At 63.8% G+C, this 16315-nt stretch carries 9 protein-coding genes; 7 read left to right on the top strand and 2 right to left on the bottom strand.

Annotated elements, in window-relative coordinates; translation table 11 throughout:
- The first annotated feature begins 6 nt into the window (after nucleotides 1-6).
- From holA to VEW47_14320, 7 genes are all read left to right on the top strand, one after another.
- Nucleotides 7-1065 (top strand): DNA polymerase III subunit delta, encoded by a 1059-nt coding sequence (holA, locus tag VEW47_14350; GenBank protein HYS06362.1) that lies wholly within the window; start codon nucleotides 7-9, stop codon nucleotides 1063-1065.
- The gene (guaA, locus tag VEW47_14345) at nucleotides 1062-2597 is read left to right on the top strand and encodes a glutamine-hydrolyzing GMP synthase (GenBank protein HYS06361.1); all 1536 of its coding nucleotides are present in this window, start codon (nucleotides 1062-1064) and stop codon (nucleotides 2595-2597) included. The genes holA and guaA overlap by 4 nt, the downstream gene beginning before the upstream one ends.
- Nucleotides 2598-2604: 7 nt before the next feature.
- Nucleotides 2605-6066 (top strand): DNA polymerase III subunit alpha, encoded by a 3462-nt coding sequence (gene dnaE, locus VEW47_14340; protein ID HYS06360.1) that lies wholly within the window; start codon nucleotides 2605-2607, stop codon nucleotides 6064-6066.
- An 83-nt stretch (nucleotides 6067-6149) separates the two neighbouring features.
- Entirely contained in the window at nucleotides 6150-7298 is a 1149-nt protein-coding gene (gene metK, locus VEW47_14335; GenBank protein HYS06359.1) for a methionine adenosyltransferase, read from the top strand.
- Between the two features lie 34 nt (nucleotides 7299-7332).
- Nucleotides 7333-8595, top strand: a complete 1263-nt coding sequence (locus VEW47_14330) for an adenosylhomocysteinase (GenBank protein ID HYS06358.1) — start codon at nucleotides 7333-7335, stop codon at nucleotides 8593-8595.
- 53 nt (nucleotides 8596-8648) lie between these two features.
- Entirely contained in the window at nucleotides 8649-11714 is a 3066-nt protein-coding gene (locus VEW47_14325) for a tetratricopeptide repeat protein (protein ID HYS06357.1), read from the top strand.
- Nucleotides 11715-11788: 74 nt separating this feature from the next.
- Entirely contained in the window at nucleotides 11789-12640 is an 852-nt protein-coding gene (locus VEW47_14320; protein ID HYS06356.1) for a hypothetical protein, read from the top strand.
- Nucleotides 12641-12676: 36 nt separating this feature from the next.
- Here VEW47_14320 and VEW47_14315 read toward each other — a convergent pair whose 3' ends face one another.
- Together VEW47_14315 and VEW47_14310 are read right to left on the bottom strand one after the other, a co-directional pair.
- Nucleotides 12677-15388, bottom strand: coding sequence for an LptF/LptG family permease (locus tag VEW47_14315; protein ID HYS06355.1), 2712 nt, complete (start codon nucleotides 15386-15388; stop codon nucleotides 12677-12679).
- Between the two features lie 195 nt (nucleotides 15389-15583).
- Nucleotides 15584-16306, bottom strand: a complete 723-nt coding sequence (locus VEW47_14310; protein ID HYS06354.1) for a ParB/RepB/Spo0J family partition protein — start codon at nucleotides 16304-16306, stop codon at nucleotides 15584-15586.
- Between the last annotated feature and the right edge of the window lie 9 nt (nucleotides 16307-16315).

Genomic DNA, 16315 nt, shown 5'->3' with positions numbered 1-16315 from the left:
GAGATCATGCCAACCTCTCTGAGCTTCGCCCGCTTCCGCGAGGCCCTCAAGGCCGGCCAGGTGGCCCCGGTCTATCTTTTCGAAGGGGAGGAGGCGTACTTCCACGACGAGGGAATCCGCCTTCTGGAGCAAGCCACCGTTTCGGGCGACGCCCTGTCCATGGACCGCGACGCCGTGCGCGGCGGAGACATCTCGCTCGGCGCGCTTCTCGACCTGGCGCGGACGTATCCGATGGGAAGCGCCCGTCGCCTCATCGTCGTGCGCGATGCCGACGCCCTCCGCGCCGAGAGTCTCGACCCGCTGAAGGCGTACCTGAAGGCACCGAATCCACGGACGTGCCTCGCCTTCAGCGATGTCGGCTTCGATCGACGCAGGGGGCTGTACCGGGTTCTCGCGGAGGACGTCACGCGGGTCGACTGCGGTCCGCTCGACGAACCGCGCACGGCCGTCTTCGTGCGGGATCGACTGCGCGCCCGCGGGTTCGGCATCAGTCCCGACCTCGCCTCGGCGATCGCCGCCGGACTGTCGGGCGCGGGTCTCGGACGCGTCGACGCCGAGATCGAAAAGCTGATGAGCTCCCTGGGCGGACCACGCCCGGTGGAGGCGGCGGATCTGGCGCTTCTCGCCGACGTGCCGCGCGTGGAAGACTCCTTCCGCCTCGCCGCCCACGCCGCGCGCGGCGAGCGGGGTGAAGCCCTCGGAATCCTGCGGGCGCTGCTCCGGCAAGGAGAGGACCCCATCAAGATTCTGGGTGGCCTGTCGTGGTACTTCCGGAACGCTCTGCGCGCCAAGGTGGCCGAGGCCCGCAGACTGCCTCCGCGCGAGTCCACGACCCTCTACGGCATCGATCGCGGGCGCATCGAACGCTTCACCCGTGAGGTCGGCGGCGCCCGCGCCGACGATTTGCGCGACGCACTGGCGTTCTGCCTCAAGGTCGATCGGGAGCTGAAGGGGATGGGGGCGAAGGACCCGGCGAACGCGCTGGAGCGGCTGGTGCACCACGCGGCGCGCCGGACCTCGATGCCGGTCCGACAACCGGGGGTGAGGAAGGTGGCGGACAGATGAGCTCGCGCGAGACGGTGCTCGTCCTGGATTTCGGGGCTCAATATTCGCAGCTCATCGCGCGCCGGGTGCGCGAGCTCAATGTGTACAGCGAGCTCGTGCCCTTCGACGCGGCGATCGAGCGAATGCGGGGTGCCCGCGGTCTGATCCTTTCGGGCGGCCCCGAGTCCGTCGATGTTCCGGGGGCTCCGCGCCTGGACGAGGCGGTGTACAGGCTGGGGCTGCCGATCCTGGGAATCTGCTACGGCATGCAGCTCATGGCCCACCAGCTCGGTGGCAGGGTCATCCGCTCGCCGCAGCGCGAGTTCGGGCCGTCGGAGCTGCGCGTGCTGCGCGCGGCCGGCCTGTTCGCCGGCCAGCCCGGTGTCCAGAGGGTCTGGATGAGTCACGGGGACGAAGTGGTCGAAGTCCCGCGCGGTTTCGAACGGACGGCCACGAGCACGAACTCCGCCTGCGCCGCCATGGCCGACGCGGGGAGGCGGCTCCACGCCATCCAGTTCCACCCGGAAGTCATGCACACGGAGCGCGGCAGGGACATCCTGCGCAACTTCCTGTACGACGTCTGCGGGTGCACCGGCAGCTGGAAGATGAGTTCGTTCATCGAGGAATCGATCGCGGCCATCCGGGCCCGGGTGGGCAACGGTCGCGTCGTGGCGGGGCTGAGCGGCGGGGTGGACTCGGCGGTGGCGGCCCTCCTGATCCACCGGGCGATCGGCGACCGGCTCCACGGTCTGTTCGTAGACAACGGGCTCTTGCGGCAGGACGAGGCGGAGTCGGTGCTGGACACGTTCGATCGTGCCTTTCACGTCAAGGTCGAGCGCATCGACGCCGCGCGGCGCTTCCTCACTGAGCTTCGAGGCCTCGTCGACCCCGAGGAAAAACGGCGGACGATCGGCCGGGTGTTCATCGAGGTGTTCGAGGCGGCCGCGAGGGATCTCGGCCCTGTGGAGTTCCTGGCCCAGGGAACGCTCTATCCCGACCTGATCGAGTCGACCTCCCACAAGGGACCCTCGGCGGTCATCAAGACGCACCACAATGTCGGAGGACTGCCGAGCACGATGAGGCTGAAACTGGTGGAACCACTGCGGGAGCTGTTCAAGGACGAGGTGCGCCGTCTCGGCCGGGAGCTGGGCCTGGACGACGCCATCTTGCTGCGTCATCCCTTCCCGGGGCCGGGTCTTGCCGTCCGCGTCCTGGGGGAGGTCACCGAAGAGCGCCTCGCCATCCTCAGACGGGTCGACGCCATCTTCCTCCATGAATTGCGCTCTGCGGGCCTGTACTACGAAACGTCCCAGGCGTTCGCCGTCCTCCTGCCGGTCCGCTCGGTGGGCGTGATGGGCGACGGCAGGACCTACGAAAACGTCGTGGCGCTCCGCGCGGTCACCACGGATGACTTCATGACGGCCGACTGGGCCCGTCTGCCGCTCGATTTTCTCGCGGCGGTCAGCGCGCGGATCGTGAACGAAGTGCGCGGTGTCAATCGAGTCGTCTACGACATCAGCAGCAAGCCGCCCGCCACCATCGAGTGGGAGTGACCGCGCGATGGCCGACACGAGCTTCGTACACCTGCACAATCATTCCCAGTACTCCCTCCTGGACGGCGCCTCCAAGCTCGAGGAGCTCGTCGAGCAGGCGGCGCGCTTCGGGATGCCGGCCGTGGCCGTTACGGACCACGGCAATCTCTTCGGCGCCGTCCCGTTCTTCGAGGCCGCGGCCGAGAAAGGGATCAAGCCGATCCTGGGGTGCGAGACCTACATTGCGCCCGGCTCGCGTACGGATCGCACGCCTGCGGGTGCGGGAAAGAAGCCCTACTATCACCTGCTCCTCCTCGCCCGGGACCAGACCGGCTATCAGAACCTCATGCGGCTCTCCACCGCGGGGTTTCTGGAGGGGTACTACTACCGGCCGCGCATCGATCGTGAGCTCCTGGAGAGACACGGACGCGGTCTGATCGCGACCTCCACCTGTCTCGGAGGAGAGATCCCCCAGCTCATTCTTTCGGGTCGGCAGGCCGAGGCCGAACGTGTCGCCTGCGAGTACCGGGAGATCTTCGGCGCCGAAAATTTCTTTTTCGAGATTCAGGACCAGGGCCTGCCGGAGGAGAAGCTGCTGAACGAAGTCCTGGTGCCCCTGGGGAGGCGCCTCAAGATCCCGCTGCTGGCCACGAACGACTGTCACTTCCTGAGGCGCGACGACCACTTCGCGCACGACATCCTGATCTGCATCCAGACCGGCAAGACGGTCAAGGACGCCGACCGCATGCGCTTCACCCAGGAGCACTATTTCAAGTCGCCCGAAGAGATGTGGACGGCGTTCAAGCACCTCCCGGAGGCGGTCGAGAACACGCTGCTCGTCGCGGAACGCTGCAACCTGGTCATGCCCAAGGGAGACAACCTGCTGCCGCATTTCCAGGTTCCCGAGGGGAGGACCGTCGAAGAGTACTTCCGCGACATGTCGGAGCGCGGTTTCGAGGAAAGGCTGCCCGCCTGGAAGGCCCTCGCCGCGAAAGGCCTGCTCCGCGTCCCGATCGAAGAGTACGGACGGCGCCTGGCGAGTGAGATCGACATGGTCATCCGCATGGGGTTCGCCGGATACTTTCTCATCGTCTGGGACTTCATCAAGTACGCCCGGGACAAGGGCGTTCCCGTCGGTCCGGGCCGTGGTTCGGCGGCCGGCTCCCTGGTCGCCTTCTGTCTGCGCATCACGGATGTCGACCCGCTCCAGTACGACCTCCTGTTCGAGCGCTTCCTGAACCCGGAGCGGATCACGATGCCGGACATCGACATCGACTTCTGCATGCGGGGGCGCGGCGCCGTCATCGACTACGTGCGCGACAAGTACGGACGGGAGAACGTCGCCCAGATCATCACGTTCGCGACCATGGGCGCCAAGGCCGTGATCCGCGACGCGGGCCGCGGGCTCGACATCGCGTTCGGCGACTGCGACCGGATCGCGAAACTGATACCGGCCGAGCCGGACATGACGATCGACAAGGCGATCAACACCGTGCCGGCGCTCCGCCAGATGCACGAACAGGATGATCGGATCCGGCAACTCCTGGACGTCTCGAGACGGCTCGAAGGATTGACGCGTCACGCCTCGGTGCATGCCGCAGGGGTGGTGATCTCGCCCCGGCCGATCGTCGAGTTCTCACCCCTGGCACGCACGCGGGACGACGAGATCGTCACGCAATATGCCATGGAGGAGATCGGCAGCATCGGACTCCTGAAGATGGATTTCCTCGGCCTCAAGACGCTGACGATCATCCAGGACTGTCGGGAACGAATCCGCGCCGACGAGGGGGTCCACGTGGACGTCGAGACGCTGCTGCTCGACGATCCGGAAACCTACGCCTGCTTCCAGGGAGCGCGCACGGACGGCGTGTTCCAGTTTGAGTCCTCGGGCATGAAGGACATCCTCCGCAAGCTGAAGCCGGACCGATTCGAGGACCTCATCGCCTTGAACGCCCTGTTCCGCCCGGGACCCATCGGCTCGGGAATGATCGACGATTACGTCGAGCGGCGGCATGGCCGCAAGGCCATCGAATACATCGTCCCGCAGCTCGAGGAGATCCTCGGGGTCACCTACGGCGTCATCGTGTACCAGGAGCAGGTGATGCAGATCGCGTCGCGTCTCGCCGGCTTCACCCTGGGAGAAGCCGACATCCTGCGTCGGGCCATGGGCAAGAAGAAGAAGGACGTCATGGCCGCGCAACGCGAGAAGTTCACGAAGGGATGCCGGTCTCGCGAGGTCGGAGAGAAGGACGCGAAACGGCTATTCGATCTGATGGAGCACTTTGCCGGCTACGGCTTCAACAAGGCGCATTCCACCGCGTACGCCCTGATCGCGTACCGGACGGCCTGGTTGAAGGCGCACTACCCCCGGCATTTCATGGCCTCCCTCCTGACGATGGAGAAGGACAACACCGACAACATCGTCAAGTACATCGGCGAATCGAAGGAGATGGGCATCGCCGTGCTCCCGCCGCACGTCAACCACTCGGGTGTCGATTTCACGGTCCAGCCGGAGGGGATCCGCTTCGGACTGGGAGCGGTCAAGAACGTCGGCGAGGGGGCCGCGCGGACGATGGTCGAGGCCCGCGCGTCGCATGGTCCTTTCGGATCCCTCGCGGCTCTCTGCTCCGCGATCGACCTGCGCACCATCAACAAGCGCGTCCTCGAGTCTCTCGTGAAGGCCGGCGCGCTCGACCACCTTGGCCCCTCCAGGTCGGCTCTTTTCACCGGTGTCGACGCAGCCATCGAAGCGGGCCAGAACGCTCTGCGGGACAGGGAGAGCGGCCAGGCCGGTCTGTTCGCCGGCCCCGCGGCCCTCGGTGCCGCGGCGGTGCCCACAGAGAGTGTCCGGGAGTGGTCCGACCGGGAGCTGCTGGCAGGGGAGAAGGAAGTCCTCGGCTTCTACATGGCCGGGCACCCCTTCAAGGAATATGCCGCGCGTCTGAAGGGCCTGGTCACCCATACGACCTCCACGGTGAAAGAAATCCAGAAGCCGCGCAAGGTTGCCGTCGCCGGGATTGTGTCCGCCCTGAAACGACGCAAGACGAGGCGCGGGGACATGATGGCGGTGTTCCGTCTGGACGACCTCGACGGGTCGCTCGAGGTCATCGCGTTCCCGGATACCTACGCGAAGCACCGGAGTCTCCTGGACGAGGACGCGGCGCTCCTGGTGAGCGGCAACGTCGAGGTGGCCGACGACCAGAAGCGCCTCATCGCGGAAAGCCTCCTTCACCTGGACCAGGCCGAGGAGAAGGCCAGGGAGATTGTCCTTGCCATCCCCCAGGCGGGGTTCGGTGACGCCGCCGTGGAGAGGGTGCGGGATCTCCTGCGCGAACGACCGGGGCCCTGTCCCGTCTTCATCGAAGTGACGCAGCCACAGGGCTTCCGAGCCACGCTCCGCGCGGGGGATGCCCTCAAGGTCTCGCCCAGCCGCGATCTGACGCTGGCCCTGGAGGGTCTTCTGGGGAAGGGAGCCGTGAGATTCCGTTGACTTTCCACCCGCAACTCCCGTATTCTCGGGCCTTTCCACCGAAGGCGTCGACCGGTACTAAGGTCCAGTTGAAGGAGAGGGGCATGGTCAAGGGCAGGTCCCTGTTCACATCGGAATCGGTGACGGAAGGGCATCCCGACAAGATCGCCGATCAAATTTCCGACGGCGTCCTGGACGCGGTCCTCTCCCAGGACGCGCTGTCGCGCGTGGCGATCGAGACTCTCGTGACCACGGGTGTGGTCCTGGTCGCGGGCGAGATGACCACGAAGGCCACCGTCGACATCCCATCGCTGGCTCGCGAGACCGTGCGTGAGATCGGTTACACGCGCGCCAAGTACGGCTTCGACTGCGACACCTGCGCGATCTTCACCTCCATCGACAAGCAGTCGTCCGACATCGCCATGGGAGTGGACACGGGAGGAGCGGGGGACCAGGGAATGATGTTCGGGTACGCCTGCCGGGAAACACCCGAGTTGATGCCGATGCCGATCGAGATGGCACATCGGCTCGTGCGCCGGCTCTCCGAGGTGCGGCGGTCGGGAGGTCTCCCGTACTTGCGTCCCGACGGCAAGACCCAGGTGACGGTCGAGTACCAGGACGGACGACCCGTCCGCATCGACACCGTGGTCGTGTCGACGCAGCACGATTCCTCAGTGGCGACCGAGGTCTTGCGGCGCGATGTCGAGGAGCAGATCATCCGCCCCGTGATCCCCGAGGAGTTGCGCGACCGGAAAACCCGTCTGCACATCAACCCGACGGGACGCTTCGTCATCGGTGGCCCGCAGGGGGACACCGGGCTCACCGGCCGCAAGATCATCGTCGATACCTACGGGGGATATGCCCACCACGGCGGAGGAGCGTTCTCGGGGAAGGACCCCACCAAGGTCGATCGTTCTGCGGCGTACATGGCGCGCTACATCGCCAAGAACCTGGTTGCGGCCGGCATCGCCGAGCGTCTGGAGGTCCAGCTGGCCTATGCGATCGGCGTCGCCGATCCGGTGTCGGTGATGGTCGATACGTCCGGAACGGCGAATCTCGAGAACGATGCCATCGTGAAGTTGATTCGCGAGCACTTCGGCCTGAAGCCGCGGGAAATCATCGAGACGCTGGATCTGCGCAAGCCCATTTACAGGCGGACCGCCGCCTTTGGGCATTTCGGGAGGGGCGATGCCGGGTTCACCTGGGAAAGGACGGACAAGGCCGAAGCGCTCCGCAAGGCGGTCCGGGGCTGAGCGTTTCGCGATCGAAACAGGGGTGACACGGAACATGACCAACTCTGACGTGAAGGATCGTGCCATGGCGGACAGGGGTCGCACGCGCATCCTCTGGGCTGACGATCAGATGCCGGTGGTCCGCAGCATTCGCGAGCGTTTCGCACGGGAGAAGCCGCTCGAGGGATTGCGTCTCGCCGCCTGCCTGCACGTGACCTCCGAAACGGCGAACCTGGCCCGGACGCTGGCCGCCGGAGGGGCCCGGGTCCGCCTGTGCGCCAGCAACCCGCTCTCCACGCAGGACGAAGTCGCCGCGTCTCTGGCGGTGCACGATGGCATCGAGGTGTTCGCCATCAAGGGTGAGGACAACGACACCTACTACCGGCACATCCTCCAGGCGCTGGAAGCGGCGCCTCAGTTGACCATGGACGATGGGGCCGACCTCGTGTCGGTCCTGCACTCGCGCAAACGTGATCTTCTGCCCGGGATCATCGGTGGGACGGAAGAGACGACCACGGGCGTGATCCGCCTCACCAGCATGGCGCGCGAGGGGGTGCTCGCTTACCCGATCGTGGCCGTCAACGACGCCATGACGAAGCACTTCTTCGATAACCGATACGGCACGGGCCAGAGCACTCTCGACGGGATCATCCGCTCCACCAACCTGCTCATCGCGGGGCTCAAGCTGGTCGTGGCGGGGTACGGCTGGTGCGGGAGGGGTGTGGCCCTCCGTGCCCGGGGCATGGGGGCCCACGTCATCGTCACCGAGATCGACCCCGTCAAAGCCCTGGAGGCGGTCCTGGACGGTTACCAGGTTCTGCCGATGGATGACGCGGCGCAAATCGGCGATATCTTCGTGACCCTGAGCGGCAACAAGCACGTTCTCGATCGGCGGCATTTCGAGGTGATGAAGGACGGCGCCGTCCTGTCGAATTCGGGGCATTTTAACGTCGAGATCAACATTCCGGCCCTCGAGGGTCTCGCTTCCGGACGCAAACAACGCCTGCGCGACTACGTCGATCAGTACACGCTCCCCTCCGGTCGCCGCCTCAACCTTCTCGGGGAGGGACGCCTCATCAACCTCGCGGCCGCCGAGGGGCACCCGGCGGCCGTCATGGACATGTCGTTCGCAAACCAGGCGCTCTCCGCCGAATACCTCGTGAAGGAAGGGAAGGACCTGAAGCGTCAGGTCTACCCCGTCCCGATAGAAATCGACCGCGAGATCGCCCGTCTGAAACTGCAGACGATGGGTGTCCGCATCGACACTCTCTCCGACGACCAGCAGACCTATCTTTCGAGCTGGTCCGAGGGGACCTAGAAGCCAGGCCCTCAGGCTCCAGGACACGCGAGGCGGCCCGCGCGCGCACGACCATGAACCTCGAATCGATCAGGAAGCGCAAGGTCCTTCTGGGGGTGTGTCTCCTGATCGTGGCGGTCTGGATCCTCTGCGGCCTGAATCGAATCGACCCCGCCCGTGGCATCGCCGTGCTGGATTCGCCCCTGGGGATCTTGCGTCCGCGCGTTTCCGATCCAGGCTGGCGACTCGCCCCTCCCGGCCTTCTCCGTCTCACGCGCTACCCCGCCGATCCGGTGACTCTCTCCTTCCGAGGAGGAGAGACCGATCGGAGTCTGCTGGTCACCCGAGAGGGGACCGCCGTCACGACCACGGGGACCATCCGATATAGGGTGGATCCTGACCGAATCCTCGAGGTGCATCGAGCGCTTGGGGCACGTTATTCGAGGGTCCTCGACCGATGGGTGGGGGAGGGGCTGCGTGCGGTCATTGGTTCCTCGGACTATGGAGGCATCTCGGGGGCGCGGACCGAGGATCTGCGATCCGCCCTGGGACAGTCTCTGGCGGAGCGGTTCCGGGGGGCCGGACTAGAGTTGCTTTCGTGTGACGTGAGCTCCGTGCGCATCCGCGCCGCCTCGATCGCCGAAGCACAGTCGTCCCGACAGAAGACCGGAACGAAGGTTCTTCTGATCGGTCTCGACGGCGCCGACTGGAATATCGTCGACCCGCTCATCGAAGCCGGCCGCCTGCCTAACCTGGGCAGACTGGCGCGTGCCGGCGTACGCGGCCGGTTGCACACGATCACACCGATGCTGTCTCCGGTCATCTGGACGAGCATCGCCACCGGCGTCTCTCCGAGCCGCCATGGCATCATCGACTTCATGGCGACAACCGGCCGTGACGGGGAGAAGGTTCCCGTCACCTCGAGTCTCAGGAGAACAAAGGCCCTCTGGAACATCCTCAGCGAGCAGGGTCTGAGCGTAGGGGTGGCGGGGTGGTGGGCCAGCTTTCCAGCGGAGAAGGTGAACGGCTTCGTGGTCTCGGACCGGGTGGCCTACCAGCTGTTCGGAGCCCGCGCCGCCCACGATCCGGTGAAAGAAGGCAAGGTCTTTCCTGCCGAGCTGGGGGATCTCGTGGCCTCGCTCACCGTGGCCCCCGAGTCGATCGGGGTGGGGGAAGTTTCACGTTACGTGCACCTGCCCGAGGATCCAGCCGCCGTTTCGGACGATCAGAACAGTTTGATCGACGACCTGAAGACCCTCCTGGCTGCGGGCGACACCTACACTGCGGTCAGCCTCGCTCTCCGGGAGCGCTATCACCCCGAATTCCAGGCGGTCTACCTGGAAGGAACAGATACGGTGGCGCATCTGTTCATGCGCTACGTCCCTCCGCTCCTGCCTGGGGTCACGAAGGAGGAGTCGCAGCGGTTCGGACGCGCCGTCGACGAGTACTATCGTCACGCCGACGAGCTGGTGGGACGTCTGGTCCAGGCGGCCGGTCCGGAAACGGCCATCATCATCTGCTCCGACCACGGCTTTCGAACCGGTGACAATCGTCCCCTGACCGACTCACGGATCGGATACGGACAGGCCGCCGACTGGCACCGCAAGTACGGCATCATCATCCTCGCGGGACCTCCGTTCCGGAAACGCTCCGAGTTGAGCGAGGGCTCCGTCCTCGACATCGCTCCCACCGTTCTGGCGGTGCTCGGCCTGCCCGTCGCCGAGGATATGGACGGACGCCCCTTGATCGATGTTTTCGATCCCGCGTTTCTCGCAGGCCATCCGATCCGCTACCTGCCGACCTACGAGACGACATCGGCCGCCCCTGTCGCCGCCGTGGCCTCGTCCGGGTCCCCCGCGGCGCTCGACCCGCAAGGGGATCAGGAGCTCAAGGACAAGCTCGAATCGCTGGGGTACCTTCGCCAGGACACCGCGAACTCGCACAACAATCGCGGCATGCTCCTTCTCAATCAGGGCAAATACGACGAGGCGATAGGGGAGTTCGAGCAGGCCATCAAGTCGTCGGAGGACCTCGGGATGGCCCGCATCAACATCGGGCGGGCCCTCTACAAGAAGAGAGATTACGACGCCGCGACCAAGGTCCTCAATGAGTACTTGAGCCGGCAGCCCCGCTCGAAGGAAGCGGAAAACCTGCTCGGAAACATCGCCATGGAGAAAAAGCAGTACCCCGAGGCCGAAAAACGGTTCAAGACCGCTTTGGAGTACGAGCCTAATTTCACGGACGCCCGCAACAGTCTCGGAATCCTCTACAACAAGCTGGGCCGCCAGGACGACGCCTTGAAACAATTCTTGAAGGTCGTGGCCGTCGATCCGGAATACTCCGAAGCCCTCAACAACATCGGAGTCATCTACAAGGAGCAGGGGAAAGTGGACGATGCGGTCGCCTCATTCCGAAAGGCGATCTCCGCCGATCCGGAATTTGCCGGCTCGTTCAGCAACCTGGCCCTGATCCTCGAGCAGCAGGGAGATTTGAAGGGGGCCGAAGAGAATTTCCGGAATGCGCTGCAGAGGGATCCCGAAAACGTCCAGGTGCGCACGAACTACGGCGCCTTGCTCTACTCGATGGGACATTTCGAGCGGGCGAGAATCGAACTCGAGAAGGCGGTGGCCGTGGATCCAGCGGATGCCTCGGCACACAACAACCTGGGCGCGGTCTATGGGAGACTCGGCCGGCTGACCGATGAAATCGCCTCCTATCGCAAGGCGGTAAAGCTCGATCCTGACTATGCCGACGTCCACCACAACCTCGGCCTCGCGCTCCTGAAGCAGGGAAGGGTTGAGGAAGGGGAGTCCGAGATGAGGCGAGCCCTGGCGATCGACACGCGGTACAGCCCCGCCTACCTCAATCTGGCGCGCTCCCTCATGGGTCGGGACCGTGCGGCGGAGGCCGTGGACCTGCTGATCGAGGGGATGCGCCTCCTTCCGGAGGATGCGGACATGCAGACCTTTCTCGGGGAAGCTTACCTTCGTCTCGGCCAGAAGGATAAGGCGGTGGCGGCGTTCCAGACGTCCCTGAGGCTCAGACCCAACCAGGCCGAGATCCGCCAGAAATTGAAATCCCTCGCGGGGGGATCGAGCGAGAGAATGAAGCCCGAATCGGCGCCCTCGGACAAACCTTGAACAGGCGCTTCGGGACACTCCTTACCTCCCGGGTCAACGGAAGGTCATTTGCCATCATCGTCTCGTTGTTGTCCTTGAGCTGCTCTTCGGCGCTCGCGCAGCTCGGACCCAAACCGGAGATCCTGAACCTGTTCCAACTGGTCGCGCGCGCCGATCTCGTCACGCTCGTCGCCGTGCACAACGGGAGTCTGAAATACGCGGAAGTCGATGTCGTCGAGGCGTTGAAAGGCACTCCCCCGGGTCCCCATCTCAGGATCGCCTTCCGGGACTTCAACTTCACGCGCGGGCCCTCGGACGATGTGATCGTTTTTCCAGACGGACAGAAGGAAATCCTCTTTCTGGTCCCCTACAAGACAAACGTCCGCAAGAAGGACATCGAAAAATTCAAAGACCTCTTCACCCTCTTCAAAGGAAGACAGGGGAGGATGACACTTCCGGCGGAAGGCCCCGAGATCGTCCTGGAGGCGATCCGTCGGCTGGCTCGGATCGGCTGCCTCGATGCGGCGAGTCAGGTCGCCGAGTTGAGGGCTCGTCTCGATAGCCCCAATCCGTTTCTTCTGGAGGCGTCGCTGTCCGAGCTCGAGCGACTGCGGGTCGCCGATTCATCCCTCCTCCCGAAGATGATCGTCCTCCTCGGCTCGCCATCCCCAACGCTGAGGAGCCAGGCCTTGAGGCTGCTGGGACAGATCTTCGGGTCGGAGCGCGGAACGGGTGATGAAGTCCTCGACGACGCACGCGCCGCTCTTCTGGCCGTACTCGGGCGGGCGCACAACGATCGGGACGAATCGGTGCGTGTCCAGGCGGTCGCGGCTGCCGCCGCGTGGCCGAACCGGCACGAAGTGGAGGGGGATCTCCGGGCGATTGCTCACGCCGATGGCGCCCAAGCAGTCCGCTACGAGGCGGAAAAGGCGCTCTTCAAGCCTTGAAGCTGCCCATCCCTGTCCTGCGAGCCAGGAGCGCGCTCAGGTTCCGGTCCGGAGGAGCAGATACACCCCCGATCCCGCAAACAGCACGTTGGGTGCCCAGGCGGCGAGAAAAGGGGGCATCAGACCGATCCCGCCAAGGGCGTTCGTGGTGGAAAAGACGATGAGGAAGACCGCCACCAGGCACACCGCTATCCCGATGCCGTACAGCGACCCACGCTTGCCCATCTTGAAGCAGAACGGGATTCCAAGTATGACCATCGTCAAGGAGACGATTGGGAGCGCCGTCTTGTCGTAAAGATCGACCGTCAACTCCTGTACGTCGTAACCCCGTCGCTTGAGGTCGGTCACGAAACGCTGCAGCTCGGTGAAGTTCATCTGCGCCGGGGTCTTCCATTCCTTGACGAAATAGCTGGGACCCTCCGGAAAATCGAATGACTTCTCCGCGAAGGTCTCGAACGACTCCTGCCCTCCGGGGAACGCCCGGATCCAGCCATCCTTCAGAACCCATCGGCCATCAACGAACGTGGCGGAGCGCGCATAGATCCGTTCGTCGATGTCGAATGATTCGGGATCGAGATGGTAGGCCGAGAATCCCTGGAATTCGCCGCTCCCTGGCGTGGTCAGGACAGGGACGGGGGATGGGACATAGTTCCGGAAGTTGAACAGGCGGCCGCTCGCGCCGAAAACCCACCGGCGCTCTCCCGGTTCGTAGCTGCGCGGGCTGCGACCACGGATTTGGTCTTTCAGCTGGGCCGCTCGCTGGTTGGCGTACGGCTCGAGATAATCCTGATTCATGTATGCGATGGCGCTGATCGCGACGGTGACCACGACGACCGGGGCCGCAATCCGGTAGATGCTCGTTCCGCTCGCCTTGAGTGCGATCACCTCGTTGAAGCGGGACATGATACCGATGGTCAAGAAGGTCGCCACGAGACAGGATATGGGCAGGACCTGCGTCACGATCCATGGGGATCGATATTTCAGGTAGGTGAACGCCATGAAAAACGGGAGATTGTGCTCCACGAGATCATCCAGGAGACTGACCAGCTCGTACACGCCGAAGAGGGTGTACAGGGTTGCTGCCGAACCGACGAAGATGGCTCCGAAGCGGGCCAGGATGTACCGATCCACGGTCGTTCGAAATACGAGAAAGAGTGCCAGAAGGATCAGGCCGACCAGCAAGAAGGGAAGCGAGGGGATGTGAGACGCCGACACGAGGAGGCCCAGCGCGGCGCTGCCACCGCCCAGAACCAGGAGAGTCCGTCGCGACAGCCAGCGGCTCGAAGCGTCCTCTTCCTCGACCATTTCGTCGATCCCCACCGGAGAGGTGGACTCGAGTCCCTCCTGGCGCTCACCCGATACGACGGCTCGCAATGGCGTTCGCGCATCCTCCGGCCCTGACTGTCCCGAACGCCCCGCACGAATCCGCTCGTGCCCGCCGCGGGAAAGACGTGTGGACTTGCGCGCGCGCCGGGCGCCAGGCTGTTGAACCGTTGCGCCGATTTCGTCATGCCTCGACTCCATTTCCCGATCACGCCGGCGCCGCAAAGCCGTCAGGGTTTTCTGTAACCTCGCGGGAACCAGGAGAGACAACTGCAACCCCTCGGAGCGCTCCCGCAGAATGAGCAGGATGATGCCCAGCACACCGAGGGACGCGTTCCCGACCCAGAGACCCAGATAAGGAGACAGGCGTCCCTCACTGACCAGGTTCTGCCCGGCGATATAGAGAATCCAATAGACGATGGAGATGCCGATGCTGAGGCTGAAGCCGGAGGCCTTTCCTCCTCGCCTGTTCATGATTCCCAGCGGCACTCCCAGGATGGCGAACACCAGGCAGGCGACCGGCAGGGCGAATCGTTCGTGCATGATGGCCAGGATATTGCCGACTACCCGATTCCTGGTGTCGGCGTGCTCGATAGCACCAGCCCTGATGATCGAGTGCCCCAGGTCGGCCAGAGTCTGTTCGTGGTAGTTCTTGGGAAGAGGACGATTGAGCAGACTGCTCCGGAGCTTGAACGACTCGTCGGGCTCCTTCACGATCATCTGCTTTTCGAACCTGCTGAGCTGATAGCTCTCGGGTTCGTTGGGTGTCGTGCTATGAGTGACCCCTGACTCCAGATAGAATTCCGCCACCCCACTGTGGCGGTCGTATTCGATCTGAGCCCTGCGGGCGACCGTGACAAGCTCCTTGCCCCCCTCCTCGCTCTGGTAGATGAAGACCTTCTCGAGAAAATCCCCGCCCTGGTGAACCTCGTCGGCGTAAAGGAGCATCCCGGGGACATCCTCGAAGAACACCCGAGGCTTGATCTCCCGGCGCATGTCGGCGGAGTACATCAGGCGGTTGTAGACTTGGCGCCTCTTGTAATTGGCACCGGGCTCGACTCCCAGGATGAGAACACTGGATACGACCCATCCCACAATCCCCAGTGTGAGGACGGGGTAGAGGATTTTCCAGTAGCTTACCCCGCTTGCCCTCAACGCCACTACTTCGCTGTCGGTGGACAGGCGGCCGATCCCGACCAGCACACCCAGGAGAATCGCCATCGGAATAGTCATCTCGAGAACCCTGGGCAGGTAATAAAAAAGGATGGTCACAACCGACCGCGCGGACAGGTCCTTCTTGATGGCCAACTCGGCCAACTCGAAGAGGGCGTTCATCACAAAGACCAGGACGTAGACGCAAAGCCCGAGGAGGGTGGGCGAGATCACCTCGAGAAACACGTAGCGCCAGATAGTGTCGAACTTCAAGGTTCGCATGCAGTGCCGATGTTAGGCGGGGCCTTGTGGCGCGTCAAGCGAGGCAAAGAGCGGCCATCCGCACAACGTCCGATAAGATATCTTATGTAAACCTATCAATCCAGCGAGAGGCCCTCGGCGTGTACTTGCGGGAAATGTCGGCGCGCCGACATTGAAGCACAGACCGCATGTCCTGGAAACCAACACTCAGGACTTGGAGAGGCTTTCGATCAGATCTCGAAGGGTTGCGATGATGTCGTTCTTGGAGACTTCGGAGCGCTTGAACTTGAGATTGAGGGTGAACTTATTGTCCGGAGGACGAAAATGGAAGACGAACCCCTTCGGCCGCCCCGGTCCCTTCTTTTCGTCCTTCATCTTCCTAAGGTCGTCGCGCGTGAGGCCCGCGTGCTTGATCTCCTCGATCATCCGTGACATCGCGTCCCGATTCGGCTGCCGTGCAATCTGCAGCAACGTCGACCTGGAAAATATCCCGAGACTGCGGCATCGCTCGCGAAGATCAGCAGGGATGTGATTCAAGGTCAGAGTTTCAGTGACCGAGGTGCGTGCCTTTCCCAGCTTCTTCGCAACGTCTTCATGTGTGTACAGAAACTTGTCACAAAGCTTCTGAAGGCCTTCGGCCTCCTCGAAGGGATTGAGATCCCGTCGTTGGAGGTTCTCGATGAGGCTGATCTCCAGCACTCCCCTATCGTCCACGTCGATTTCGATGCAGGGGATTTGTGACAGCCCGGCCTCGACCGAAGCCCTGTACCTTCGTTCGCCGGCGATGATCTGATACTTCTCGCCCGTCGGCCGAACCAGAACAGGCTCGAGCACTCCCTTTTCCTTGATCGAGGAAACCAGGTCAGCCATGTCACCGAACGACCTGCGAGGCTGATCCGGGTTGGGGACCAGGAGCTCGAGAGGAATCATTCGCCCCAC

The sequence above is a fragment of the Candidatus Dormiibacterota bacterium genome (genome assembly GCA_035635555.1).
Taxonomy (GTDB): Bacteria; Acidobacteriota; Polarisedimenticolia; order Gp22-AA2; family Gp22-AA2; genus Gp22-AA3.
Note: the sequence above shows the minus strand (reverse complement) of the source record. Positions and strands in the feature narration are given on the sequence as shown.